Raw genomic sequence first — 24,143 nt, 5'->3', positions numbered from 1 at the left:
CCAAAATTCGCGCATTTTGCGTACTTTTGCCTCGTGTTCGGGCTTTCCCCCATCCCGGACCAGGGTGATGCTGTGGCGATGAGACAGTCCAACGCCTTCTTGTTCGGTGCCACGGCCCTCTTGGCCGCGTGCTCCCAGGCCGCTGACCCGCCTCCGCCGCCCACCGGCGCTGCCCCCAGCGCGCTCGGCGCCCCCGGCAGCCTGCTCGCTCAAGCCGCGCTCGTCGGCATCACACCGGCCGCCGTCGCCCCCCAGTTCGGAGGCAAGGTGGCCATCGCAGGCCCGAGCGTCGTCGAGGTCATGCCCCGCACAGACGGCCTCGTGCTCGCGGAGGTGCGCGGTCCCGATGGCTCGGTCGTCACCACCGGGAGTGTGAGCGTACAAGTGAGCGCCACCGACGGGCAGCCCCGCACCGTCCCACTGCGCTGGGACAACGACCTGCGCGTCTTCGAGGGCAGCGCGGGAGTGGCCCTGCCGCCCGCGCCGCGCGACGTGCAGGTCACGGTGCAACCCGTGGGCGCGCCGCCCAGCGTGATCACGCTCAACCAGGTGCCGGTCGCGCCCGTGCCCGCCAACGGCGGCCAGGTGTTGCTGGTGGGTCCGATGGCGCCCGAGGTGCGCGTCGACGCGGACGGGAGCGTGCACGCCTTCCTGCCCGACGAGGCTGCGCGGGTGCCCAACGGCAAGCTCTACGTGAACGTCGGGGTGGGACAGCCCAACCCCCAGCGCGTGGAGCTTCAGTACGTCGAGGACCAGGGGCACTACGTGGCGCAGCTGGGACCGACCGCGCGGCCAGCGCCGGGCGCGCTCACGGTGGAGTACGAGACGGGCGGGCACGTGGTGGACCAGGGCCGCACGTCCCACGCGATCGTCACCCCGGCGAGCCGCTTGGACGGGACGGTGGTGGTCGCGGGTGACTACGGCTTCGAGGTAGCGCCGGTGGACGGTGAGCTGCACGCCACCATCGCGGACTCGTCCGGCGTCTACGTCGCGTCCCCCCCACCGCGCGTCGAGGTGTACGTGGAGAGCCAGCGCACGCCCGTCGTGATGCGGTGGGACGCGACACGGCGTGTGTACGTGGCGCCCCTGCCCCCTCGCGTCGACGTGCGCACGCAGCCGTTCCGCGTCGAGGTGCGACACAACGGTCGGCGACACCGCGGCAGCGTGCGGGTCCACCACCACGGGCGCGGCCCGCGCGGACGCGCCGTGGTGCACGCGCCCGGCCCGAACGTGCGCGTCGTCGCCTCGGCGCCCCCGCCTCCGTCGGCGCGCGTCGAGGTCCGCGTGCAGGCACCTCCGCCTCCGCGCGTGGACGTGCGGATCTCGCACCCCGTTCCGCATGGCTCCGTCGTGATTCAAGGCGGCGGTCGCGGGATGAGCCACCACGACAACGGGCTGCACCGGGGCCACGGGATGGATCACCGCGACAACGGGCGTCATCGCGGACACGGGATGGGCGGTCGCGGCCGCTGACACGCGGGAGCGCACGTCCGCGGAGGACGCGTGGAGTCAGGGGGTCAACTGGTCGCTGACCGCGCGGATGTCGGCGCGGTCGGTGCCCAGCGAGAACACGGGGGGCTGGCCGATGGGCGCGTCCACCGTGACGCGCTGACCCCCCGTGTAGGTGTCGCCCGTCCATACGTGGAACCAGCTGCCCGGGGGGAGGTAGACGCTCTGCGTGACGGCGCCCTCCGTGACCACGGGCGCCACCAGCAGGGTGTCCCCCAGCATGAACTGGTCCGCCACCGTGCGGCTGCCCTCGTCCTCGGGGAACACCAGCGTGAGGTGCCGCAGCATCGGCAGCGAGCTGCTGGCGGCTTCGGCGGCGAGGGTCATCAGCTCTGGGAGCAGCAGCTCGTGGATGCGCGCGAAGCGGCGGAAGTGCGCCGTGGTCTCGGCGTCCCCGTCCCAGTTCCAGTTGAGCGAGCGCTTGAGCCCCTCGTGGGTGCGCATGACGGGCGTGAACGCGCCCAGCTCGCACCAGCGCAGCCAGAGCTCCTTCGTGCTGGGCCCGCCGCTGAAGCCAGCGATGTCGTGGGTCACGAAGGGCAGCCCCGTGAGCCCGAGGTTGATGAGCGCGGGCACGACCGTTGGCAGTCCGTCACTCGGCAGGAAGTCCGCCTCTTGGTCGCCGATCCAGACGATCTGCGCCGTGCCCTGCTCGCCCGCCCAGCCGGAGCGCGTGAACACCGCCCAGTCACCGTCCGGCCGCAGCTCCTCGAACACCTCGCGCGACAAGGCATGCCACTCGGTGGGGAAGGTGTTGTGCGCCAGCATCGGGTCGCGCCCGGTGCTCAGCACGGCGTCCACGGGCGCCCACTCGCCGAAGTCGGCCATCCAGCCGTCCATGCCGTAGGTGGTGATCATCGCGCGCAGGTAGCCCTTGATGTACTCACCCGTGGCGGGGTTGGTGAAGTCTGGCGACACGGCCGGGCTGACCGCGGGCGACGTGAAGGTGTAGGGCTCGCCGTCGGCGTCGAGGGCCACCAGCCCCATGTCGATCATGTCCTGTGCGTGATCGGGCAGGTTCAGCTGCACGAAGGGGTTGGCGTAGCCGAGGAAGCGGATGTCGCGGTCGTGCAGCGTGCTGATGAGCCCCGCGAGGTCGGGGTAGAGCGTGTCGTCTGCGGTCCAGCGGTACTGCACCCCCACGTCCTCCATGCCCGTCACGAACGAGCGCTTGCCGGTCCAGTCCTGCGCCCACAGCGCGGTGAACGGCACGCCCGCTGCGTCGAGCGCGTCCGCCTCCGCGAGCACGGCCGCGCTGCCCCCTTGGATGCCCACCCACGGGCCGAAGCCCCAGGCCGGCGGGGCCTGCGAGCGCCCGAAGTGGTCACCCACCTCGCGGATCACGTCGCGCGCCGTGGGGCCGTGGAACAGCAGCAGGTCGGCGGGCTGGGCGCTGTGGACGGAGACGCGCATGACCGTGTCGTCCGCAGCGCACACGTCCACGCTCACGCGCGCCTCGGTCTCGAGCGCGACACCGAAGCCACGCGCGTCGAGCCAAGAGGGGACCGGGAAGTAGGTGCTGTGCGCGTTGCCCATCAGTGGCAGCCCCCCGCGTCGACCGATCCCCTGCTCCTCGACGAACAGGTCGAAGGACTCCCCCCGCTGATCGGTCGCGTTGTATTGCGCGCCGAAGCCCAGGAACGTGGCCTGCTCGTCGCACGCGAGGCGCAGCTCGGTCGTGGTGGAGCCCGGTAGGCCGGTCACCACCAGGCGCGCGCGGGTCGTCTCCCCGGCGACGACCACGCTGACGTCCAACACGCCGCGGACCTCCGCGACCGCGCTGGAACCCAGCGTGATCCGCACCCCGGCGTCCGACGAGGTGATGCCTGTCACCTGATCGAGCGTGGCCCGCGCGACTTCCGTGTCGCTGAAGTCGTATCCCCCGAGCAAGGTACGAAAACTGGTGTCGTTCGCGACGGTCGCGAGCCCAGCGCCACGGCTGCGAAAGAGGGTGTGGGTGGCGTCCGCGATCACGACGCTCCCATCACCGTCGACGACGACCGTCGTCCCATCCGCGAGCTCGAAGCTCCCGGTGGTGCGGACGTCACTGGCGCAGCTTGTCGTGACGAGGCTGATCCACGGGAGCGTGAGCGCGAGCAGGAGGCGCTGGACGGGCGTAGTCATCGCGGAGAGCGTACGGGGGCAGCGCGCCTTGGGAAAGGGTTCAGCTCGCATGTCACGCCCCGCGCGCGAGGGCGGCTGGCGTGCGAGGTGGACACCCCGGAGGCCGTGCGGCTCGTCAGCCGCTCGCCGTGGGTCCCCACCGCGCAGAGAGCAGCGCTACGAGCGGTATGCAGACGGACAGGCCGATGAACAGCTCGTCGAGGATGGCAGGGCGCAGGGCGCCCGCGAAGGCGACCCCGAGGCTGAGCGCCGCGAGCACGCCCCCAGCGCGATGAAACGCCGAGAGCGCGAAGCCTCCCGCCGCAAGCAGGAACGCATCCGTAAGCAGCACGGCGGGCACGCCGCTGCCTGCGAGGTGCCCGGCGAAGCGTTGCAGGAAGCTGAGGGCCAGCGTGCCGATGCAGAGCTGAGCGATACGGCGGTTGACGAGGTTGAACGCGCCGCGCCGACGCCAGGCGGCGACGACGGCGACCATCACGGCCAAGACACAGGCGCCGACGAACACCAGGCGTCCGGTCGACGGCTGGAACCCCGGCCGATCGAGGCGGTCGAGGGACAAGCCGAGCGTCAGCACGAGCACCCCGACGGACAGCGCCAACGCCGCCCGCGCACGAGGGCCCGCTCCGAAGGAGAGATCGCGGTCACGTTCGAGGGCCAGGACGTGTGACGCGCGCGCGCTCCGCGCGTCCCTGGCCGCCTCCATGCACTCGCTCAGGGCCAAGCGCTCGACGCTCTCCGCTGGGAGCGTCTCGAAGAGGGCGAAGGCTGCGTCCACATGCTCCAGCGTGAGCTCGAACCGTACCATCTGGGCCACCGAAGCGCGCAGTCCCGCGCCCGCCTCGGGGTGCTCGGGCCAAACCTCGCGGGCTTGCTCGAACGCGAAGCGCGTCTCGGTGAAGAGGGCCTGCGCCTGGCTGTAGTCGGCCTTGGAGGGGTCGCGCGCGAGTTCCGCCAGCTGCTCGGCGCGCGCGGTCCCAGTGGCGACCAACCGCGAGGCCGCGCGGTGCTCCCGAAGCGCCAGCAGCGCCTCGCGCAGCGCGTCGACCGTCGGAAAGCGCTCGCTTGGCTCTCGCGCACACGCCGTCGAGAGGATGCCAGCGAGCTCGTCGGGGACGCTCGGTTCGTAGGCGAACGGAGCGCAGCGCATGGCCGCCGCGACGGTCTCGAGCATGCTCTCGCCACGGTGGCGCGGCGCCCCCGTGACGGCGTGATGCAAGCTGGCGCCGAGCAGGAACACGTCGGAGCGCTCGTCGCAACGTCCGCGGGTCATCTCGGGCGCCATGTACGCGGGGGTGCCTGCCAGCTTGTGTGCGACGGCTGCGTCAGCCCGCACGGCGACGCCCCAGTCCAGCAGGTAGACCTCGCCGAAGTCGCCAATCATCACGTTGTCGGGCTTCACGTCGCGGTGGATGACGCCGCGGCTGTGGGCGAAGGCGCAGGCCTGGCAGACCTGCAACATGATCTCGAGGTGCCGCTCGAGGGGCGCTCCGTCCTCGATGAGCTCCTCCCACGTGCGCCCGCTCACGCGCTTCATCACTACGGCGGGCCCCTCGGCGTCCTGCACGACCGCATGCACGGGGACGATGTTGGGGTGCTCCAGCTGACCCGTGAGCACGGCCTCGCGCAGCAGCTGCTTCGCGCCCCCCTCGCTGGGGGAGTGCGCGCGCTTGACGGCGACCTCTCGCGCGAGCGCGCGCTGCCGAGCCAACCACACCGTCGCCATGCCTCCTTCGCCGAGTACGTAGTCCAACTGGTACTCGGCGCCGTCGCTGGCCCCCACGATCGCAGCAGGCAGGTCGCTCGGCGCAGGCGCGCGACTCGAGGGAAGACCGCGACCGAGCGAGCTGCGCGGATCGGCGTCGACGTCGACACCGTCGGCGAGCAGCGTGCGCATGAGTGCGTCGCGGTCGGCGTCCGCCGTCACGCGCACCCGCTCATATGCAGCTCGGGGGGAAGCACCAAGGACCATCCGCGAAGCTGCCGGCCACCGGCAGCACGACCAAGAAGCGACGGTCGCCTCCGGCGAACCGTCCATCGCTGCGCTTGATGTCGTAGCGCAGCGGGTAGATGCGCCCACAGCCGCGTGGCAGGAAGCCGCTCGGCACGGCCAGCTCCACCTCGAAGCCGAGCTCCGTCGAGCCCACCACGCCGTAGTAGCGCTCCTCCTCCGGCACGACGAGGGCGACGTTGCCCATGGGCTCGGCCGACGTCGCGAACGCGCGCACGAAGAACGAGTCCCCGCTGAGCCCTTCGGGGTCGTACACCGGGTAGGCCACGAACGCGCCACTGTAGTCCTCGCCCGCGCCGACGATGCGGCGTCGGACACCCATGCTCGTGCTGGCCCCGAGTGACTCGGGCAGGAAGAGGAGCTCGCCCATCGTGGGGGTGCTGGGGTCCAGGGGGTTGGTGCCGAGGATGAACTCGAAGTAGTCGGGCACCTCGTCGCCGTCTGTGTCCGACTCGTCGACGCGCGTCCCCCGGACGATCTCGCGCACGTCGCACAGCCCGTCGCCGTCCGTGTCCTGGGTGGGGGGGATGCCGAGGTCTGGGAGCACGCCGAAGTCCGGGGGCGGGCCGACGTCCACGCCGAAGTCCGTGACGGCGCCGTCGGCGCTGCCCAGATCGGTGGCGCCTTGCTCCACGGACGCGTCGCTGATGGTCCGCGGCGCGTCACAGCCCAGCAGCCCCAGCAGCAGCCCCAGCAGCCCTCCGAGCACGCCGGCCCGCACGGGCACGTGAGACGCGCCGGGGCTCGGGAGGGACGCGCGAGGCGGACGAGCGTGCGACACGGGCACAGCGTGCGGAGCCTTGCGGGCCACGTCAACCGTGAGGCGCGCCGCGCGGGGGAGCGTTGTCCGGCAGGGGGGGCGTGCGCGGGTGAGCGACCGTGAGCGTCGACGCGCATGATGTGCGGGGCCGCGCTTCGTGTACGATGCCGGGAACCGCCGGGCAACGCTGGTGTCCACCGACCGTGGACTTGATGACGGAGCTCGATCGTGCCGCGGCGGCTGCGCAATTTCACGTGGTCATGCCCGAGGGTTACGAAGAACAGCTCGTCTTGCGTTTGAGGCGTCGCGACGAGGCGGCGTTCAACGAGCTGGTCCGGCTGTATCAAGGCCGCGTGTACCGCGTGGTGCTGCGCATGCTGGGCGACGAGGCCGAGGCCGAGGACCTGGCGCAGGAGGTGTTCGTCACGGTCTTCAAGGCCATCGACCAGTTCCGCGGCGACAGCAAGCTGAGCACCTGGATCTACCGGGTGGCCATCAACCACGCGAAGAACCGCCTCAAGTACATGAAGCGGAGGGCGCGGGGGTCCCACAAGGAGTTCGACGAGGTCGGAGACCGCGAGGGCATCGAGAGCGCCAGCATGAACACCAGCCACCAGGTGCCGCGCCCCGATCATGCGCTCGAGGCGCGCGAGACCGAGAGCATCATCCAGCGGGCGCTGCGCGAGCTCCCCGACGAGCACCGCGAGCTGGTGGTGCTGCGGGACGTGCAGCAGCTCTCCTACGAGGAGATCCAGGAAGTGACCGGCCTGGCGTCGGGCACGGTCAAGAGCCGCCTGCACCGCGCGCGGCTCGCGCTGGTGGACAAGGTGCGGCAGCTGCAGCATGGGGAGCGCGGACCGACAGAAGGTGAGCCATGACCTCCGACGAAGCCCGAGACCTGTTCCCCGAGGCGCTGGACGACGCGCTGGACACCGCGCAGCGGGCGGCGTTCCACGCGGCCCTGGAGGCCGACCCGCAGCTCCGCGCCGAGTACGAGGAGCTGCGCGACGTGCTGGACGAAGCCGCCGCCATCGCACAGGCGGACGAGGCCGTGGCCCCGTCGGTGGATCTCTTGCGCGGCGTGCAGACCAAGCTGCGCAGGCGCAGCGGCGGGCGCTTCTACCGCGACCGTTTCTCGCGCGACGTGGGGGGCCGTGGCGCGCAGATGTGGCCTCTGGTCGCGGCCACGGTGATGCTGATCGTGCTCGGCGTAGCCTGGTACATTCTGCACTTCGCACAGGAGCTCGCGCCCTGATGCGCGCTGGCAGCCTGTTCTCGAACGGCCCCTTCTGTCGCGCCGGCAGCTGAGCCAACGTTCGAAGACGGCTAGGACTTGAGCTTGTAGCCCGTCGTCACCATGTAGCGCACGATACCGCCACACACGGTGAGGAACACCAGCACCATGGCCAGGCTGACGCCCGGGCTGACGTCCGAGACCCCATAGAAGCTGTAGCGGAAGCCGCTGATGAGGTAGACGACCGGGTTGACCAGCGCGACCTTCTGCCAGAAAGGCGGGAGCATGTCGATGGAGTAGAAGCTCCCGCCGAGGAACGTGAGCGGGGTGACCACCATGAGCGGGATCACCTGCAGCTGCTCGAAGCTGTTGGCCCACAGACCGATGAGGAACCCGAACAGGCTGAACGTCACCGCGGTGAGCGCGAGGAAGCCCACCATCAGGAGCGGGTGCTGCACCTCGTAGTCCACGAAGAGCCGCGCGGTGACGAGGATGAGCGTGCCCACCATCATGGCCTTGGTGGCCGCCGCACCGACATAGCCCAGCACGATCTCCGTGAAGGCCACGGGCGCGGAGAGCAGCTCGTAGATGGTGCCGGACCACTTGGGCATGTAGATGCCGAAGGAGGCGTTGCTGATGCTCTCGCTCAGCAGCGACAGCATGACCAGCCCGGGGATGATGAAGGCGCCGTAGTCCACGCCGTCCACCGCGCCCATGCGCGAGCCGATGGCCGCGCCGAACACGATGAAGTAGAGGGACGTGGACAGCACGGGAGACGCGATGCTCTGCATCAGCGTGCGGAAGGTGCGAGCCATCTCGAAGCGATAGATGGCGGCGACGGCGTGACGGTTCATGCGCCCTCCTTCACGAGGCGAACGAAGATGTCCTCGAGCGAGGACTCACTGGACTGCAGGCTCTTGAAGTCGATGCCGTGCTCGTGGAGCCGGCGCAGCATGGGCGCGATGCCCGTCTCCTCCTGCTGCGCGTCGAAGGTGAAGACCAGCTCGCGCCCCTCGTCGACCAGCGCCAGCGGGTACTCGGCGAGCGCCTCGGGGATGGCCTCGAGGGGCTGCTGCAGCGAAAGGCGGAGCTCCTTCGTGCCCAGCTTGTTCATCAGCGTGTGCTTGTCCTCCACCAGGATGAGCTGCCCCTTGCGGATGACGCCCACGCGGTCCGCCATCTCCTCAGCCTCCTCGATGTAGTGCGTGGTGAGGATGATGGTGACCCCTTGGTCGCGCAGGCGCCGCACGAGCGCCCACATGTCGCGGCGCAGCTCGACGTCCACGCCCGCGGAGGGCTCGTCCAGGAACAGCAGCTGGGGTTCGTGGGAGAGGGCCTTGGCGATCATGACGCGCCGCTTCATGCCGCCCGAGAGCGTCATGATCTTGCTGTCGCGTTTGTCCCACAGCGACAGGTCGCGCAGGATGCGCTCGATCAGCGCCGGGTCCTTGGGCTTGCCGAACAGGCCGCGGCTGAAATTGACGGTGGCCCAGACGGTCTCGAACGCGTCCGTCGTGAGCTCCTGCGGGACGAGGCCGACCTTCTTGCGCGCGGCCCGGAAGTCCTTCGAAGCGTCGTGCCCATCCACCAGCACGCGGCCCGAGGTGGCGTTGACGATGCCGCACACGATGCCGATGAGCGTGGTCTTGCCGGCTCCGTTGGGGCCCAGCAGCGCGAAGATCTCGCCGCGCTGGATGTCGAGGTTGACGTCGTCGAGGGCGTGCTGACCGGACGCGTAGACCTTGCTCAGACCCGTGATGGAGAGGATGGCCGGGGGGGACATGGGCGAGCATCGTGGGGCGCCAGCGTGTTGCCCGCAAGGGCGGGGCGGCAAGCCCCCGGACCATGCTGACAGAAGCTGACGCAGCGCTGCAGCGCTCTCGATGACGGCCGCACGCCCGGGCGCCCGTCCAGGGTGCGGCGGTCCTCCCGTCGGGCCCTTGGTCAGCTCGGATCGAGGGGCTTGATCCAGAAGGACATCGGCTTCGGCGACTCGCTCTCTTCATCGAGATCGCGCCAGCGGTACTCGGTGTGCAGCTCGGGGTGATGCTGGTAACCGCGCCGGGCCCAGAAGGCGTCGAGGGGCACGTAGTCCGCCGGGCGTCGCGGGTGGTCGGCGGGGCGCTGGACGGCGCAGAAGGCGCAGTAGCCGAAGCGCCCGAGGCGGCGCGCGTGGGCCTCGCGCTCCTCGAAGAAGCGCACCCCGAGCCCTGTGCCGCGGTAGGCGGGCAGCAGCACCGACTCGGCGTAATAGAAGATGCGCGGCACGTCCCAGCCGGCGGAAACGAAGGGGCGCTGGAAGGCCTCGGACTCGTCTTCGAGCGGGAGCGCCGTCGAGGCGCCCACCACCTGGTCGCCGTCGCGCACCAGCACGCACAGGCTGTCCTCGCTGCGCACGTAGGTCGCCAGGTACTCGGCCTCGTACTCGACGGTGCCGTCGTACAGGTAGGGGAAGTCGCGGAAGACGGTGATGCGCAGGCGCGCCACCTCGTCGATGTAGGGCGCGATGCCGGACCCGTGCAGCAATTGGATGTCCATGAGCGGCGCCGAATCTATCATGCGGGGCCCGCGGCCCAAGCGCCGCGAGCACACCCCGGAGAGACCCATGACCGCGACCGAGCTCGTCCAGGCGTACTACGCCGCCTTCAACGCCGACGACATGCCCGCCTTCCTGGCGCTCCTGGCCGACGACGTGGTGCACGACGTCAACCAGGGCGAGCGGCAGGTGGGCGCGACCGCGTTCGCGTCGTTCATGGCCAAGATGAGCCGCTGCTACCGCGAGCGCCTCTCGGACATCGTGGTCATGCAGACCCCGGACGGGACGCGGGCCGCCGCCGAGTTCGTGGTGCACGGCGAGTACATGGCCACGGACGAGGGCCTGCCCGCGGCCAACGGGCAGACGTACACGCTCCCGGCTGGAGCGTTCTTCGAGATCGCGGACGGACGCATCACGCGGGTGACCAACTACTACAACCTGCCGGCGTGGACCGCGCAGGTGGCGGGGTAGTACCGCCGTCAGCTCCACAGCTGCGCGGAGAGCGCATCGAACAGCACGCGCGCCATGCCGGTGTCCGGTAGCCCAGCCGCTTCGCGCGCCGCCTCGTCGAGCGCGTGGGTCGCGCCATCGCGGAAGAGACGCTGCGCGTAGGTACGCTCGGCGTGGACCACCACACGTTCGGCGGGCGTGAGCACGCCGTTGAGCCAGGCGGCCAAGTCCCACGCGAGCGCGGCGTGACGCGTCTCGTCCTCCGCGATGACCCCGAGCACCTCTGCCACACGCGGGTCTCGGGCGTGCTGCGCCTGGTGCGTAGCGACCAGCGCGCCAAAGGTCTCGCGCACGCAGCCCTCGCGCGCGTTCTCGAGCGCGACGTCCAGCGCGCTGCGGAGCGTGAGCGTCGATGGAGGCTCGATCTCCAACGGCAAGGCGCCGTATTGGCTAGCCAGCGCGCCCACCTGGGCGGCATGACGTGTCTCGTCGTCACGCGCGTCCCGAGCTCGACGAACGAGCTCTGCGGGGGCGCCTAGCGCGTGCAGCTCCTGGGCCAGGCGTTCGAACGCGGTCACGGCGCTCGCCTCGAGGGCCGCCATCTCCGCGAAGTAGGCCCCGAGCGCCTGGTGTCGCGCGTGCGGAGGAAGCTCCGCGCCCGTGGTGAGCCGCCCGATCACGCAGTTGGGGTCACCCACCTCGACCACGACGCTGCGCTGCACGGTCGCCGTTCCGTCCGGCGCGATCAGCAGGATGTTCTCGCTGCGAAACGTATCCCTCCCGCACGCGGAGCCCGTCGACGTGACGAGCTCCACCCCCTCGTCGACCACGCGCGCGTTGGGACCATCACAGACGATGCGGTGCCCAGCCACGAAGCGCGCAACCAGCGCGGCCGCTTCGGGATCGTGGATGGTGCCCAGGAACGCCAGCAGCTCTTCGTCAGTCGTGATGACGCCCACCTCGTCGCCGCGGGTCCAGATCAGATGCGTGCGAGATCGATACCTCTCGGGCCAGAAGATGACGTCGGAGCCCCACCCCTGGTCCTCCGGGAGCGCAGCGAACGCCTCTTCGCAGGCCGCCGTGTCCGTCGCCGTGGCGCACGGAACCCCTGCCGCACCGTAGATGACGGGCGGAGGGGGGCCGTCGTCGGCGTTGGGCAGGTAGCCGACGCGAATCGCCAGGTAGTCGCCGTCCACCGCGTGAAGCGCGCCGGCGACGAGGGCGGCATCGTCACAAGGGACCGTGAGGTCGAACCCGCCGCGACTCACGGAGTGCGCGTCGGAGCAGCTGCTGGCTTGGGCGGCCAGCGCGGCGAACGAGATGTTCTTGAACAAGCGTCGGAGCCGGAGATCGGTGTTCATGCGGTCGGTTCGTCCCTCATGGTCATGGTGGATGCGCGAGGTCCCTTGCCGGGTAGAGCATGACACGGCGTCTCCCTGCCAGGGTAGGACGGGGACACCGAGCGGGCACGGCGCCCGCCCTCGTCGACCCACCTCAGCCGACTGCGAGCGAGGTCGGTGTCTCGCCCGCGAACGCGCCCTCGATGTCCAAGTGGGGCGTCGGTAGGTCGTACTCCGTCGCCGCGACCGTCGCCTCCACCATGATGGGCCCGACGATCTCGCTGGGTTCGTTCACGCAGAGCCGCTCGACCAGACGCTCGACCGTCCACTTGCCGAGACTCTCGATGGACACGCGCCCACCGTCGAAGCGCAGCGTGTCAGCCAGGTCGCCGTCCTCGGCGAGCTTGGCTTCGGCTTGAGGCCCCAAGAAGCCCCGGGCGACCTCCAACACGCGCTGCGCGACGGCGTTCCACGCTTGGAGAGACGAAGGATCGGAGGCCTCGTCCATGATGTCCAGGCCCACCGGCAGGCGCGCCATGCGGTCCAGGAACTGCGCCACGAGCGCCCCGCGGATCACGCGCCCGTGCTGCGGCGCGATGACCTCGACAGCAGGCTCGAGCGCGCGGATGGCCGCCACCGCACCCGCGAGGGCTGCGTTGACGGGCATGTACAGCTGGTGAAACGCGCGGATCCCCGCCCAGTCGGACTCGTCCGCGTCCAGGCGCAGGTCGTTCCCGTCGGTCAGGCCCCCGAACAAGTCGCCGCTGAAGAGCACCCGCGTCTGCGGGTCGTACAGCATGACGGCGCCGCGAAAGTGGCAGAACGGCGAAGGCACGGGGAGCAGCCGCTGTCCCGTGGGCAACTTGATGCCGTTGGCGAACCGCTCCGTGGCCATGAAGCGGTCGCGCGGCAGGTTGCCGTGCACGATCAGGCGCCAGGTATCCTCCGAGCACAGGATGGACGCCTTGGGAGCATAGCGCGCCATGATGATGGAGGCAGACGCGCCGACATCCGGGTCCTGGTGGTTGATGAACAAGGCGGAGAGCTTGTCTAGCCCGCCAATGAGGCCGGAGACCTTCGTGTGGACGAAGGTGAAGTCGCTGCTGGAGCCCGGGTCGATCAGCACGTGGAACGCAGACTCTCGTCCGCCGTCAGCGCGTCCACGGAACGTGCGCAGGTAGGGGTTGGCGTGGAACACCCCACCTTCTGCGCGCTTGCCGACCCAGAAGGTTCCATCGGCGATTTCGACGCTTTCGATGCGAAAGTCGGGCGGTGAATAACTGGGGGGAGCGTTCACGGGTCTACCTCTGGGGGAAGGATTGACGATGGGTCGCCCGTCCTCACCCTCAGCGAACCTGGGGACCATCTTCCGCATGGAAAGCAGCAAGCGTGCCAGGTCGCGAGCGGAGAGGCGGAAGGCGCCGATCGGTCATGACGCGCGGAGGAGACGTGCATCGCCCGCTCCCATGGCGCGCGCAAGCGACGCGCCAATGGGAGACCCGCCGCAGCTGCTGCGCACACCAGGCGCGAAGTGAACCGTCACCCGCGCGTCGTCCGCCAGGCCTGCTCGGCCAGGTCCAGCATGAGCGCACCCGACGTCACGGTGGCCAGCAACAAGATCGGCAGCAGCAGCGCGATGGTCCAGCGTGTGGCGCGACGGGCGAGGGTGGCGCGTGCGCTCGCATAGTCGCCGACCAGCAGCCAGGCGCGGCTCGGCCAATCGAGGGAGGCCGCCCGGAGTCCAGGCTGCGCCACCACGCGGAAGGTGCCGACGACCGTGACGGGTGCGCCTGCGGCGAGCGCCGTGGGCGGTAGCTCGAGCGAGCTGGGGGTGGTGTGGACACCCGGTGGGACCTGTACCCGGGCTTCCCGGCCCACGACCCAGACGCTGCCGCCGACCTCGATGCCCGCCCGTGTCGCGGTGACGCTGGCCGCGTCTCCAATCAGCAGCTCGCCCGTGAAGGCCGCGGTCTCGTTCGCAGTGCCTGCCAGCAGCAGGCGCACGGCGCGCGCGCGCGACCAGGCGCGAGCGAGGAGCACCGCCACCGCGAGCCAACCCACCCCCACGGGCACTACCACGACTGCGAGCTGCGTCTCGCTGAAGAGTCTCATCGAGGCGCCGTCACCGACTTCCAATCGGGCCAGCACCAACGCCACCAGCGTGGCAAGGGCGGCCCACACGCCGAGCAGCACGACGCCCGCGGTCGGCAGCGCGGCTTCGCGAGGGTCCGGTGGCACGGTCGGCGCGAGCCGCGCGTAGCGCTGGACGAGCATGCCGCTGGTCACCCAGGGCGCGAGGAGCCACACGGCACAGAACACGGGGTTGCCCACGTAGACGGCGAGCCAGAGCGGGAGACCCATGCTCAGCCCCGCCAGCACCGCACCCCCCAGCAGCGGCCAAAAGTCGCGCGTCGCGAGCGCGACCGAGCTCACCAGCACGTCCGTGAACCCCGTCGGGCGGCGCTCGTCGAGCAGCAGAATGGGCACGAACGCGAACGGCGTGACCGCGACGCAGTAGCCCGCCGCGAGCGCAAACGTGAGCGCCGCTCCGGTGGGGCTGGTCGAAGGGTCTTGGCGCTCGACGTAGTGCGCGAGGCCGGACGCACACGCCACCGCACAGATGTATCCGCCGACTCCTGACAGGGTCCACGCGGAGGCCCAGAACGTGCGCTTGAAGGCCCGGTGGCGGTCCTTCGGGGGTTGTGAGTCCGGCACCGCCACGCGCAGCTGTGCGCTCATCAGACCAATGGCAGCGAGGCCGCTCAGCGGCAGCCCGACCAGGCAGAACCACGCGGGCACCATGATGACGGCGAGGAAGCCGAAGCCGAGCCCGTCGCTCCATGTCGCGAGCAGCAGCGCGCCCAGCGACATGGGACGGTCCGACGGAGACGCGGTCTCATTCATGGCAAGGCGCCTCGTTCATGGGCTCTTCAGCATAGCGGGGCCAGGCACAGGGACGCGACCACCTTGGTGGCATCCAAGTCGAGTTCCAACCAGGTTCCCACCGCGAACTCCCCGGGAGCTGCGTCGGCCATGACGAGACAGTCCGTGGCGAGGCGTAGATAGACGACGCCTTCCGGGTCGATCGCTTCGACGTGTCCCGTCATGCGAATGCGCCCCTGCTGGTCGCGCAGCGAGGGCGAAGCCGATGTGGAGAGGCTGGCGTTGCCCCCCATCCGAAGCGTTTCGCCGACGTCGAACTCGGCGGAACACGAGGAACCAAGCGCGATCCCCTCGTGCGTGCACCGCGCTCGAACGAAGACGTCGCCCACGAGCGTGCTCAGCTGAACCCGCCAGGCGTCGTCGTGCTCCTTCGCAACCTCGGTGACCGTCGCCCTCATGCGGCCACAGTGTACGCCGCCCGCGCGTGGATGGCCCGTCACCCGAGGGCCACGCCGCTATGCGTAGGTCGGGAACATCTGCTCGATGTCCTGACCGTGCCAGAGATCCCCCTGACTAGAGCGCCGCACACGCTGAGCTGCGGGTGTACCATCCCGCGTCCCAGGACGACCCGTCATGACGCCTCTTCGACTCGCCACGATCATCCACGCGTCGCTCGGCACCGCCGCCACCATCGTCGGTCTTCTGGGCATCGCGAACGGACTCCGTGAGCACCACATCCCCCGGTCGGATTGGTCGTTCTTCATCGTGCTCGCCGCGACCGGGCCGCTGCTGGCGCTGTGGACGTACGCTGCAGAGAGGCACGCGACTGGCCCCAGACGACGCCTGTGGTCGGTGCCGCGCGCCGTGGTGGCGGTGGTGTTCTTCGTCCTCTCCGCGCTCCTCTCCACGGGCTCCGCAAGCTTGGCCAGCACGGGCGGCGTGGGCGCGCTGTATTTCGTGGGACAGTCGCTCGCGGGGGCGTTCGCGGCGTTCGTCGAGGCCCTGGTGATCGTCGGCGTGTACCGCACCCGACCGTCTGCGCGCTCGGCCCACACCCCGTGACCCCACCGAAGGGGGCTCCGAGCCGACCTGGGTCAGCGCACCGGCTGCGCCTACACCCGTACCTTGCCGCGGTACTCCCAGCACACCCCCATGCCAGCGTCTCTCGCGAGGACCGCGTGGACGAGCAGCTGCCGCGCGAACGCCGCCGACTCCTCGGCGGGATCACCGCCGTCGGGCCACGTCCCTGAACTCAGCGCCGCCGCAACGCGTTCGACATCCGAACCGGCGCCGGCATGCGCCCCCAGGGCGCGCGCCGTTGCGTCCGCATCTACCTCGAGCAGCTTCTCCAGCTGCGCGATGACGCGGGCGACGTTCTCGCGAGCGAGCAGGTTCGTCTGCAACACGCCGCCCTCGCGCCTGCGATCCCCACACGCGAGCACGGAGAGGTCGACGTCGGTCGCCTTCATGAAGAACGTGTCGAGCAGGCGCCCCGATCCGAGCTGGAACTCGACCCACTCGTGACCGTTCCGTCGGCGTTCGTCGACGGTCATGCTCTCGAAGGCCTCTTCGTCGTCCGCGGGGGTGACGATGATCGTGACGGTCGCGCTCACGAGCCGAACTATGGCAGGCCCCCAGAACGGTGACTACTGAACGGCCGCGCTGACATGTGCAAGAACGGGTTCCGCACGCACGTGCCTTCACTCTTCGCGCGCTCCCTCGCCATCCTGGCGAACGAGCCGGGGCTGGACTTCCTCAAGCTCTCCTACAGCGAGGTGTTCGGCGACCACACACAGAATTGGGCCTACGTGAACCTGGACGACGCTCGCCGGGCGCAGCTGTTCCCACGTGGCGGCGCGACGCGCGTGGACGCCGTGAAGAGCCGTGACGGACTCGCCTACATGCTGGGCGAGGTGCACTACTCGAACTGGCCGATGGTCATGACCCGCCGAGGGAGCGCCACGCTGTTCCCCCGCGACGAGCAACACGCACGACATGAAGCGGGCCTGATGGTGCGCGCGTTGGAGCTGGGCCGCGCAGGCAAGCTTCGAGGCGGCGTGCTGCTGGCGTCGCCGATCGAACACCACCGGATGCACTCGTACCCGATGAGCGAGCGGAAGGAAGCCTGAAGGGCTCTCGCGTCACCCGCGGTGCACGCGACGCTCACTGCGCCTGCGCGTGCAGCATGCCCTTCGTGGCCCGGGCCATCAGCAGGGGGAGCAGGTACTGGCTCATCTCCGCGAGCATGTCCGTCTTGGCGTCCAGGATCTTCCCGACGCCCTCGGAGGTCAGCACGCCCACCATGATGAGCGCGAACTCGACCTTGGGGTGCACCTTGTATTTGCGCCCCAGCGCGAACGCCTGATCGAGCAGCTCGCCGACCTGAATCTCCTCCTTGCTCAGGCCGCGAAAGCTCGACACGAAGCGCTCGAGGTCCACCACCAGCGCGTCCCAGTCCACCGTCCCTTCCACGTACGTGTGGTAGACCTTCATGTGCGCGACGAAGTCGTTGGCCGTGCCCATCACGAGGCAGCGGTTCCAGTCGACGAACTCGTCGAGCAGCTCGGGGGTGAGCTCCTTCACCAGCCCCACGTCGAAGACGGCGACGCGACCGTCGGCCTGCACCACGAAGTTCCCCGGGTGGAGGTCCACGTGCAGGAAGCCGTGGTTGAAGATCATCTCGAGGAACATGTGCGACAGAAGGTTCGCCAGGTCGCTGTGGTCGCCCTCGGGGAGCGCGTCCACCTTGGACCCGTGAATGAACTCCATGGTCATCACGCGCGCGCTCGAGAGCTCGGGGTAGACCTTCGGGAACACCAGGCGGGGTTCGTCGCGGAAGTTCTCGCCGAAGCGCGCGTAGTTGGTCTGCTCGCGGCGCAGGTCCGTTTGGTCGCGGATGCCTTGGATGAGCTCCTCGACATGCCCCACGGGGTCGGAGAGGCGCAGGCCCGGATGCAGCGCCACCGCCTTCGCGAGCGTGACGAGCACGGCGGCGTCCTTCTCGACCGTCTCGCGCACTTGCGGTCGCAGGACCTTGACGGCGACCTCGGCGCCGTCGGCCAGCCGCGCCCGGTGCACCTGGGCCACGCTGGCAGCGGCGACGGGCTGCTGGTCGAACTCTGCGTAGAGTTCCGTCACGGGCCGCCCGAGCTCCTCACGTACGGTGCGCTCCACCTCGCGGAACGAAAACGGCGGGAGCGCGTCCTGCAGCTTACGGAGCTCCGCGATGGTCTCCATCGGGAAGAGGTCGATGCGTGTGCTCATGACCTGCCCGAGCTTGACGAACGTTGCGCCCAGCGCGGAGAGGCTCCGTCGCAGGATGACGCCCTTCACGTGGGCGCGGCGCGCGGCGCGCTGCTCCGCTCCCGGCCGCATGAGGAGCGCCAGCCACGCGACGCCGTACACGAACAGCCCGAACGTCGCCACGGTCCAGATCGCGAGGGCCCGAAAGATCATGCGCATCGGCGAAGCGTACACTGCCCGGTACGGAACGCGGCGACCGCGGCGCAGGTCGGGCGCGGTGCGCTCAGGGCACCGGCGGGCACGGCGTCGGGTCCGGCTCGCAGCGGTGGACGGTGAGCGCGCGGCCGCCTCCCGCGAGCGCCATCAGCGTCGTGGCGAGGACCTCGCGCGGCGCGACACCCTGACACGCCCGGCGAAGTCGCAGCCCGGCGTGAACGCGCTGACCGTCGTCCACGGCGAACGCCACCTCCCATGTGTCCGCGCTGCGGTGGACGTCCGCGAGCGTGAAGTAGCTGGTGTTCGGCGCGGCCTGTGCTCGCCCCCCGGGCGGACAGCTCATCAACGCGCCGAGTGCGGCCTCGTCCGCGACGGCGAGGACCTCGGTCGCGGGGCGCGGAGAGGGTGGCGCGCCGAACCCGTTGGTCAACCAGCACCCGCCGACCGGGGGGTCCAGCTGCAGCGTGGCCGGCGACGTCGGGCGGGGCGTCACCTCGTCTGGCGCGCAACGCTGGAGGAGCGCGGGACCGATGGCAACTTGGGGCGAGGTTGCTGCCGCCGGTGCCAGCGCGAACTGATAGGTCGCCGCGACCTGGGCGTCGCCATTGCCTGGGGGCGAGGGAAAGGTCCAGCGACGAACGGCGCGCACGAGACAATCGCTCAGGCGAGCGCTCTCCGCCGTCCCTCCGGTCGCGCGCGACTGACTGACGAGACCTCGCGCGTCGATCGCGAACTCGACCTGGACGCTCCCTTCGACGCCGGGCTGCTGCCGGAGCGCCTGCTCGTAGCAAAAACGCACTTCGTTCAGGTGACGACGCAGGACGCGGCGCACCACCTGCTCGTCGAGCCCGCGCACGACGACGTGCCGAACGTTCGCTGGAGGCAGGGGCGCGGCCGCGCTGGCGCTGCCCTCGGCGGTTCCCCGGCCGAGGCCGCCCATCCCGAAGTCGCCGCCGCTGGACTCGCTGGTGAGTGCGCCCAGCGCTCCGCAGTCGTCCGTCCCGTCACAGAACGTGTCGCTCGCGGCGTCCTGTGCGTCGTCACTGGCCAGGTCTGCCGGGGCCGTCTCCGAGCCGGCGGCCGGATCTTCGGGGTCGGCCGTGTCTCCGTGTGCTGCGGTATCCGCCGGTGTCGTCTGTTGCGGCTCGGCGCTCCCGCTCCCACATCCGCCGACGAGGGCCGAGAGCGAAACGAGGAGTGAGAGCACGATGAGCTGGGCGGGTCGCACGAAGCGACGGTAGCACACGGCCACAAGCAGACCGACGTGCCGCCCCCCCTGCGCGGCGCACGTCCCAGACACCACGCGCTGCACACACGAGAATGAGCCTCCCGTTGCCTGACCCGACGCGGTGCTACCCTCCGCGGATGCAACGCAAGGTCGACCTCCACTTTGACTTTCCCTTCCCCGTCGCGCGTGTCTTCGCGGACGTGTCCGACCACGAGAACCTGGGGCGTATCCTGGGGGCCCCCATGCGGCACTTGAAAGACGGCCATGGCGAGGGGGGCAAGAGCGGCCTCGGGTCCGTGCGCGGCGTGGGTCCCGCGTTGCTCGGCCTCGAGGAGACCATCGTCACCTTCGAGAAAGATCGGCTGATCGAGTACAAGGTCACCCAGGGCCCCGGCGTCAAGAACCACCTCGGTCGCTTGACCTTCTCGGAGACGCAGAGCGGCTCGCACCTGCACTACGTGATCACGTTCGAGCCCACGATTCCAGGCACGGGCCGCTTGCTCCAGAGCGTGCTCAGCACATCCATCGGCAAGGGCCTGCGCAAGTACGCGGAGCGCTGACCGCGCTCCTCGGACGGCTCAGGTGCCCTCGTCGATCAGGCGTCCGTCGGCGTCGAACGTCACCTTCCGCAGCAGCTGCCCCGCGCGCAGGTAGTACGCCTCGAAGTGGCGCGCCTCGGCCCCATAGACCACTTCATACTCGATGGCGTCCGAGCCGGGGTCCTCGCGCGCGACCAGCGCGTGCTGCGCGTCGGTGAGCTCGGCGGCGTCGATGGGGAGCTCGACCTCGAGCCCTTCGTCGTAGGTCAGCTCCAGCGCGATGGCCGAGTCGCGCCAGTGGAGCGCCAGATCGGCCCCGCCCAGGATGGGCCGGTGGTCGATCGAGATGCGGTCGGACTCCACCACCCGGGACGCGGAGGAGACCAAGAGCGCGACCCCTGACGCGACCATGGCCGCGTAGCCGATGCGCGCAAACGTCGCGCGTGGCACGTGACGCAACGCTGGCTTGAGCGCGACCGCCGAGAGCGCCGCCGCAGCCGCCACGAGCGCGCCCGTCTCGAGCGCGTCGCGCGTCAGCAGCCCGAGATACGCGTACATGGCGAGCTTCACCAGGTGGATCAGCACCTCGTTCGTGGCACGGGTGGCGACGATCTCGTCCTTGGTCAGCCCCAGCTCGAGATAGAAGCGATTGAAGAGCACACCCACGGCACCCGTGAGCCCGGAGAGGAAGCCCGCCGTGGCACCGATCGCGACCACCCGCGCCGTGACCGGGGCGGGGACATCCTGTGCCGCTCCCTCACCGGGCTCCGAGTCCGCACGTTGCAGCAGCAGGGGCAGGTTGGCGATCAGGAAGAGCGCCATCACCACCTGCACGTAGGCGGGGTTCACGTAGCGCAGCGTGAGCGCTCCGAGGGCCGCCATGGGGAGCGCCGCGGGCACGAAGCGGCACGCCACGTCCCACCGGATGTCGCGGCGAAAGGTGGCGATGCGGGCGACCGAGCTGGCCCCCGTGCCGACGGAGAGCGCGGCCGGGACCGACGCCACGGGCAATGTCGCGGAGAGCAGCGGCACGAGCACGAGGCTCGCTCCGCCGCCCGTCACGGCGCTGATGCCGAAGGCGAGGAACGCGGCGGCAAAGAGGAGGAACACCATGGACCCGGTCACCTAACCACACCTGGCGGGAAAGATTCCACGCAGCGGAGCGCGCCGTCGCGTCAGTGTGGCACGCCAGGCTTTCGGGGCATGCGCGGTGTCCGCCACGTCCACGTACCCGAAGCCGGCCCCGCTTCACCTGCGACTGCCCGGCTACGCGTCACCGATGAGACAGCGCAACAGGTCTTCCGGCGAGGCCGCCAAGCGCAAGGCTCCAGCCGCCACCAAGCTTTCGGCATCGCGAAAGCCCCATGACACGCCTACGGAGAGCATCCCCGCTGCGGTCGCCGTCTGCACGTCGATGTCCGTGTCACCGACGTAGGCGCACATGCTCGGGTCGACGCCGAGCCGGGCGGCCATGGCCAACACGGATGTGGGGTCGGGCTTGGCGGGCACGCCGTCCTGCTTCCCCACGACATCGGCGAAGTCCCAGGCGCCGAACACGCGCGCGACGATCTCCGTCGTCATGGCGTGAGGCTTGTTGCTGAGGACCGCGAGGGTGAAGCGCTCGGCGAGCGCGTCCAGCACCGCCGGGATCCCTGCGTAGGGGGCGGTCGCGACGACCAGGTTCGCGGCGTAGTGCTGGCGAAAGCGCGCGTCGACTTCGTCCAGCCGGTGCTGCTGGTCTGCGGGGAGCGCTTGCTCCATGAGGCGACGAGCACCACCGCCGATCCACGCGCGGTACTGCTCGAGCTCGTAGGGGCCCACCCCGAGCTCACCCAAGGTCGCGCTCGCGGCCGCAGCGATGTCGGTCAGCGTGTCGGCGAGGGTTCCATCGAGGTCGAAGATGACGGCGCGCAGCTCGTGGGTCATCCCCGGTCGTAGCACGCCATGTTCCCGACGGCGCAGGCCACCACGCACGTTGAGCACGACGCCCCGACACGACGCAGGCGCCAAGGTGCGCGCAGCGGCGGGCCACGCCTCACCCTGGATAGGCGTCGAACCGCGGGACGTCGTGCAGGGCATCGTCCCAGTTCGCACAGCTCGCCACCTGGATGTGCGCGTCGGGTCGCTTGGCCACCTCGGTGTCGAGGCTGCCGGCCGGGACGACGACGCGCCCACTGGCGGCGCGATAGGGCAGCGCCGACCCGCAGGTCACACAGAACGAACGAGCAAACCTCGTCTCGGGCAACGCGAACGACCGGACGTCGGCGTGCCCCGACAGCCAGTGGATCTCACCGTCAGGGAAGAACAGGTTGGCGCCATGGGCCGAGCCGCTGACCTTTCGGCAACGGCTACAGTGGCAGAGAAAGAAGGCCGAGGGCGCGCCCTGGACTTCGAATGAAACTGTGCCGCAAAGGCATCGTCCGCGATGTGTCTGCATGATGGTGGCTCGGCCCGCCCAGTGTAGGCGCAGCCGCAACGGGTCGCACGTTGGCCATCGCAGGGCGGTTGGTGACGCGGTGGCGAGCGGCGGGGCTGACTCGCGAACGCGCTCGACCGAGCTGCGCCCGGTGCACGTTCGGCGTCCGCGCGCCGCAGCCAGCCGGAAAAACATGCGCCGCTCATGTCACAGGCCCCGGAGCTGCCTCGTCATGCGTCCGTAACCCCAACGGAGAATGACCATGAGCAAGCGAATCCAGCCCTTCACCGCCGCCCCCGAAGCCATCAGCGCCATGCTCGCGCTCTCGACCTACGTCACGGAGAGCGGCCTCGAGCACAGCCTGCAGGAGCTCGTGAAGATCCGTGCGTCGCAGATCAACGGATGCGCGAACTGCCTGCACATGCACACCGCAGACGCCCGCGCGGCGGGCGAGACCGAGGCGCGCATCTACCTGCTCTCGGCCTGGCGCGAGTCCCTGCTCTACACCCCGCGGGAGCGCGCGGCGCTGGCGTGGACCGAGGCGCTCACGCTGGTGCATGAGACGCAGGCCCCAGACGCCGACTACGAGGCCCTGCAGGGGCTGTTCACGCCGAAGGAGGTGGTGGACCTGACGCTGCTGATCGGCGTGATCAACACGTGGAACCGCATCGCCGTGGGCTTCCGGGTGGTGCACGTGAATGATAAGAAGGGCGCCGCACGAGAGGCAGCGTGACCCCTTGACCCCGGACGCATCGGTGATGGAATTCGAGCGGCACAGGCCGTTCTTGACGGGGCTGGCGTACCGCATGCTCGGTTCGTTCACCGATGCTCAGGACGTGGTGCAGGACGCTTTCCTGCGCTGGCACCGCGACCACGACGCGGAGGTGGAGAACCCGCGCGCGTGGCTCGCCCGTGTGGTGACGCGGCTGTGTTTGGATGTGATGAAGTCGGCGCGGGCGCGCCGCGAGGCCTACGTGGGGCCGTGGCTCCCCGAGCCCGTGCTGAAGCACGAGCGCGCCGTCGCAGACACTTCGCTCCATGACCGAATCGACGCGCCAATGGCGCTGATGCTCGCGCTCGAGCGGCTGTCCCCGTTGGAGCGCGCGGCGTTCATCCTGCACGACCTCTTCGACATGGAGCACGCCGACATCGCCGCAGCGCTGGAACGCAGCGAGGCCGCGTGTCGCCAGCTGCTGGCCAGGGCCCGCGCTCACGTGGGCGAGCCGAAGCAGCGCTTCCATGTGGAGGAGGCCGAGGCAGCACGCATCACCACCGCGTTCTTCGCGGCGATGACGACCGGCAACGCCCTGATGCTGCGCGACCTGCTCGCGAGCGCCGCTGTCCTGCACAGCGACGGCGGCGGCAAGGTGGCGGCCGTCCGGCAGGTCTTGCGCGGGGCGGATTCCGTGCTGCGCTTCTTCGACAGCTTGCTCACACGCTTCGGGCCGATGCCCCAGACTTGGTCCGGCCCGCTACGCATCAATGGGCTGCCTGGCTACGTCTCGCGCGACGTGGCGGGGAACGTGCAGACCACGGCGCTCGACGTCGAAGATGGCAAGGTGGTGGCGGTCTACGTGATGCGGAACCCGGACAAGCTCGGGTCCGCGGTGGCGCTGCTCGAGGCTGCCTCCGAACTCCCCGCACCCGGGTAGTTCAT

The 24,143-nt window shown here is 70.0% G+C and carries 25 protein-coding genes; 9 read left to right on the top strand and 16 right to left on the bottom strand.

Annotated features, from left to right (window positions below):
• Positions 1 to 78 precede the first annotated feature (78 nt).
• Entirely contained in the window at positions 79 to 1,473 is a 1,395-nt protein-coding gene (locus H6726_21675) for a hypothetical protein (protein MCB9660270.1), read from the top strand.
• 36 nt (positions 1,474 to 1,509) lie between these two features.
• On the opposite strand, the gene H6726_21670 is transcribed toward H6726_21675, so the two are convergent.
• From H6726_21670 to H6726_21660, 3 genes are all read right to left on the bottom strand, one after another.
• Positions 1,510 to 3,633 (bottom strand): hypothetical protein, encoded by a 2,124-nt coding sequence (locus tag H6726_21670; protein MCB9660269.1) that lies wholly within the window; start codon positions 3,631 to 3,633, stop codon positions 1,510 to 1,512.
• Positions 3,634 to 3,748: 115 nt separating this feature from the next.
• Positions 3,749 to 5,557, bottom strand: coding sequence for a serine/threonine protein kinase (locus H6726_21665; GenBank protein MCB9660268.1), 1,809 nt, complete (start codon positions 5,555 to 5,557; stop codon positions 3,749 to 3,751).
• A 10-nt stretch (positions 5,558 to 5,567) separates the two neighbouring features.
• Complete coding sequence (locus tag H6726_21660; protein ID MCB9660267.1) at positions 5,568 to 6,422, bottom strand: hypothetical protein; 855 nt, start codon at positions 6,420 to 6,422, stop codon at positions 5,568 to 5,570.
• A 239-nt stretch (positions 6,423 to 6,661) separates the two neighbouring features.
• Between H6726_21660 and H6726_21655 the strand changes: the two genes are divergently transcribed.
• Entirely contained in the window at positions 6,662 to 7,279 is a 618-nt protein-coding gene (locus H6726_21655; protein ID MCB9660266.1) for a sigma-70 family RNA polymerase sigma factor, read from the top strand.
• A complete protein-coding gene (locus H6726_21650) occupies positions 7,276 to 7,656 on the top strand; it encodes a hypothetical protein (protein MCB9660265.1) in 381 nt (126 codons plus the stop codon). The genes H6726_21655 and H6726_21650 overlap by 4 nt, the downstream gene beginning before the upstream one ends.
• A gap of 71 nt (positions 7,657 to 7,727) precedes the next feature.
• On the opposite strand, the gene H6726_21645 is transcribed toward H6726_21650, so the two are convergent.
• The 3 genes from H6726_21645 to H6726_21635 form a co-directional block, all read right to left on the bottom strand.
• Complete coding sequence (locus tag H6726_21645) at positions 7,728 to 8,489, bottom strand: ABC transporter permease (GenBank protein ID MCB9660264.1); 762 nt, start codon at positions 8,487 to 8,489, stop codon at positions 7,728 to 7,730.
• Positions 8,486 to 9,418, bottom strand: a complete 933-nt coding sequence (locus tag H6726_21640; protein ID MCB9660263.1) for an ABC transporter ATP-binding protein — start codon at positions 9,416 to 9,418, stop codon at positions 8,486 to 8,488. Before H6726_21640 ends, H6726_21645 begins: the two co-directional genes overlap by 4 nt.
• 161 nt (positions 9,419 to 9,579) lie before the next feature.
• Positions 9,580 to 10,173 (bottom strand): GNAT family N-acetyltransferase, encoded by a 594-nt coding sequence (locus H6726_21635; GenBank protein ID MCB9660262.1) that lies wholly within the window; start codon positions 10,171 to 10,173, stop codon positions 9,580 to 9,582.
• A 67-nt stretch (positions 10,174 to 10,240) separates the two neighbouring features.
• Here H6726_21635 and H6726_21630 point away from each other — a divergent pair, with 67 nt between their 5' ends.
• Positions 10,241 to 10,642, top strand: a complete 402-nt coding sequence (locus H6726_21630) for a nuclear transport factor 2 family protein (protein MCB9660261.1) — start codon at positions 10,241 to 10,243, stop codon at positions 10,640 to 10,642.
• Between the two features lie 8 nt (positions 10,643 to 10,650).
• Here the strand turns inward: H6726_21630 and H6726_21625 are convergent, their stop codons facing one another.
• The 4 genes from H6726_21625 to H6726_21610 all read right to left on the bottom strand — a co-directional run bounded on the left by H6726_21625 (position 10,651) and on the right by H6726_21610 (position 15,233).
• Positions 10,651 to 11,982, bottom strand: coding sequence for a ferritin-like domain-containing protein (locus tag H6726_21625; protein MCB9660260.1), 1,332 nt, complete (start codon positions 11,980 to 11,982; stop codon positions 10,651 to 10,653).
• A 133-nt stretch (positions 11,983 to 12,115) separates the two neighbouring features.
• Positions 12,116 to 13,258 (bottom strand): hypothetical protein, encoded by a 1,143-nt coding sequence (locus H6726_21620; protein MCB9660259.1) that lies wholly within the window; start codon positions 13,256 to 13,258, stop codon positions 12,116 to 12,118.
• A gap of 242 nt (positions 13,259 to 13,500) precedes the next feature.
• A complete protein-coding gene (locus H6726_21615) occupies positions 13,501 to 14,865 on the bottom strand; it encodes a hypothetical protein (GenBank protein ID MCB9660258.1) in 1,365 nt (454 codons plus the stop codon).
• 26 nt (positions 14,866 to 14,891) lie between these two features.
• Positions 14,892 to 15,233, bottom strand: coding sequence for a hypothetical protein (locus tag H6726_21610; GenBank protein ID MCB9660257.1), 342 nt, complete (start codon positions 15,231 to 15,233; stop codon positions 14,892 to 14,894).
• 244 nt (positions 15,234 to 15,477) lie between these two features.
• On the opposite strand from H6726_21610, the gene H6726_21605 reads away from it, so the two are divergent.
• Positions 15,478 to 15,906 (top strand): hypothetical protein, encoded by a 429-nt coding sequence (locus H6726_21605; GenBank protein MCB9660256.1) that lies wholly within the window; start codon positions 15,478 to 15,480, stop codon positions 15,904 to 15,906.
• A 50-nt stretch (positions 15,907 to 15,956) separates the two neighbouring features.
• On the opposite strand, the gene H6726_21600 is transcribed toward H6726_21605, so the two are convergent.
• Positions 15,957 to 16,457 carry a hypothetical protein gene (locus H6726_21600; protein MCB9660255.1) on the bottom strand — a complete coding sequence of 167 codons (501 nt, stop codon included), beginning with the start codon at positions 16,455 to 16,457 and terminating at the stop codon, positions 15,957 to 15,959.
• Positions 16,458 to 16,511: 54 nt separating this feature from the next.
• Here H6726_21600 and H6726_21595 point away from each other — a divergent pair, with 54 nt between their 5' ends.
• Complete coding sequence (locus H6726_21595; protein ID MCB9660254.1) at positions 16,512 to 16,973, top strand: hypothetical protein; 462 nt, start codon at positions 16,512 to 16,514, stop codon at positions 16,971 to 16,973.
• Positions 16,974 to 17,007: 34 nt separating this feature from the next.
• Here the strand turns inward: H6726_21595 and H6726_21590 are convergent, their stop codons facing one another.
• Together H6726_21590 and H6726_21585 are read right to left on the bottom strand one after the other, a co-directional pair.
• Entirely contained in the window at positions 17,008 to 18,306 is a 1,299-nt protein-coding gene (locus H6726_21590; protein ID MCB9660253.1) for an AarF/ABC1/UbiB kinase family protein, read from the bottom strand.
• Positions 18,307 to 18,370: 64 nt separating this feature from the next.
• Positions 18,371 to 19,531 carry a TonB family protein gene (locus H6726_21585; GenBank protein ID MCB9660252.1) on the bottom strand — a complete coding sequence of 387 codons (1,161 nt, stop codon included), beginning with the start codon at positions 19,529 to 19,531 and terminating at the stop codon, positions 18,371 to 18,373.
• A 137-nt stretch (positions 19,532 to 19,668) separates the two neighbouring features.
• Between H6726_21585 and H6726_21580 the strand changes: the two genes are divergently transcribed.
• Positions 19,669 to 20,091, top strand: a complete 423-nt coding sequence (locus H6726_21580) for an SRPBCC family protein (GenBank protein ID MCB9660251.1) — start codon at positions 19,669 to 19,671, stop codon at positions 20,089 to 20,091.
• Between the two features lie 18 nt (positions 20,092 to 20,109).
• On the opposite strand, the gene H6726_21575 is transcribed toward H6726_21580, so the two are convergent.
• The 3 genes from H6726_21575 to H6726_21565 all read right to left on the bottom strand — a co-directional run bounded on the left by H6726_21575 (position 20,110) and on the right by H6726_21565 (position 22,507).
• Positions 20,110 to 21,183, bottom strand: coding sequence for a sulfite exporter TauE/SafE family protein (locus H6726_21575; GenBank protein ID MCB9660250.1), 1,074 nt, complete (start codon positions 21,181 to 21,183; stop codon positions 20,110 to 20,112).
• Between the two features lie 153 nt (positions 21,184 to 21,336).
• Positions 21,337 to 21,996 carry an HAD family hydrolase gene (locus tag H6726_21570; protein ID MCB9660249.1) on the bottom strand — a complete coding sequence of 220 codons (660 nt, stop codon included), beginning with the start codon at positions 21,994 to 21,996 and terminating at the stop codon, positions 21,337 to 21,339.
• A 109-nt stretch (positions 21,997 to 22,105) separates the two neighbouring features.
• The gene (locus H6726_21565) at positions 22,106 to 22,507 is read right to left on the bottom strand and encodes a GFA family protein (GenBank protein ID MCB9660248.1); all 402 of its coding nucleotides are present in this window, start codon (positions 22,505 to 22,507) and stop codon (positions 22,106 to 22,108) included.
• A 241-nt stretch (positions 22,508 to 22,748) separates the two neighbouring features.
• On the opposite strand from H6726_21565, the gene H6726_21560 reads away from it, so the two are divergent.
• Both H6726_21560 and H6726_21555 read left to right on the top strand, forming a co-directional pair.
• Positions 22,749 to 23,219, top strand: a complete 471-nt coding sequence (locus tag H6726_21560; protein MCB9660247.1) for a carboxymuconolactone decarboxylase family protein — start codon at positions 22,749 to 22,751, stop codon at positions 23,217 to 23,219.
• Complete coding sequence (locus H6726_21555; GenBank protein MCB9660246.1) at positions 23,185 to 24,138, top strand: sigma-70 family RNA polymerase sigma factor; 954 nt, start codon at positions 23,185 to 23,187, stop codon at positions 24,136 to 24,138. Before H6726_21560 ends, H6726_21555 begins: the two co-directional genes overlap by 35 nt.
• Positions 24,139 to 24,143: the final 5 nt, after the last annotated feature.

The sequence above is a fragment of the Sandaracinaceae bacterium genome, from assembly GCA_020633055.1.
GTDB lineage: Bacteria > Myxococcota_A > Polyangia > Polyangiales > Houyiibacteriaceae > JADJJE01.
This window is presented reverse-complemented; position numbering and strand designations above follow the sequence as displayed.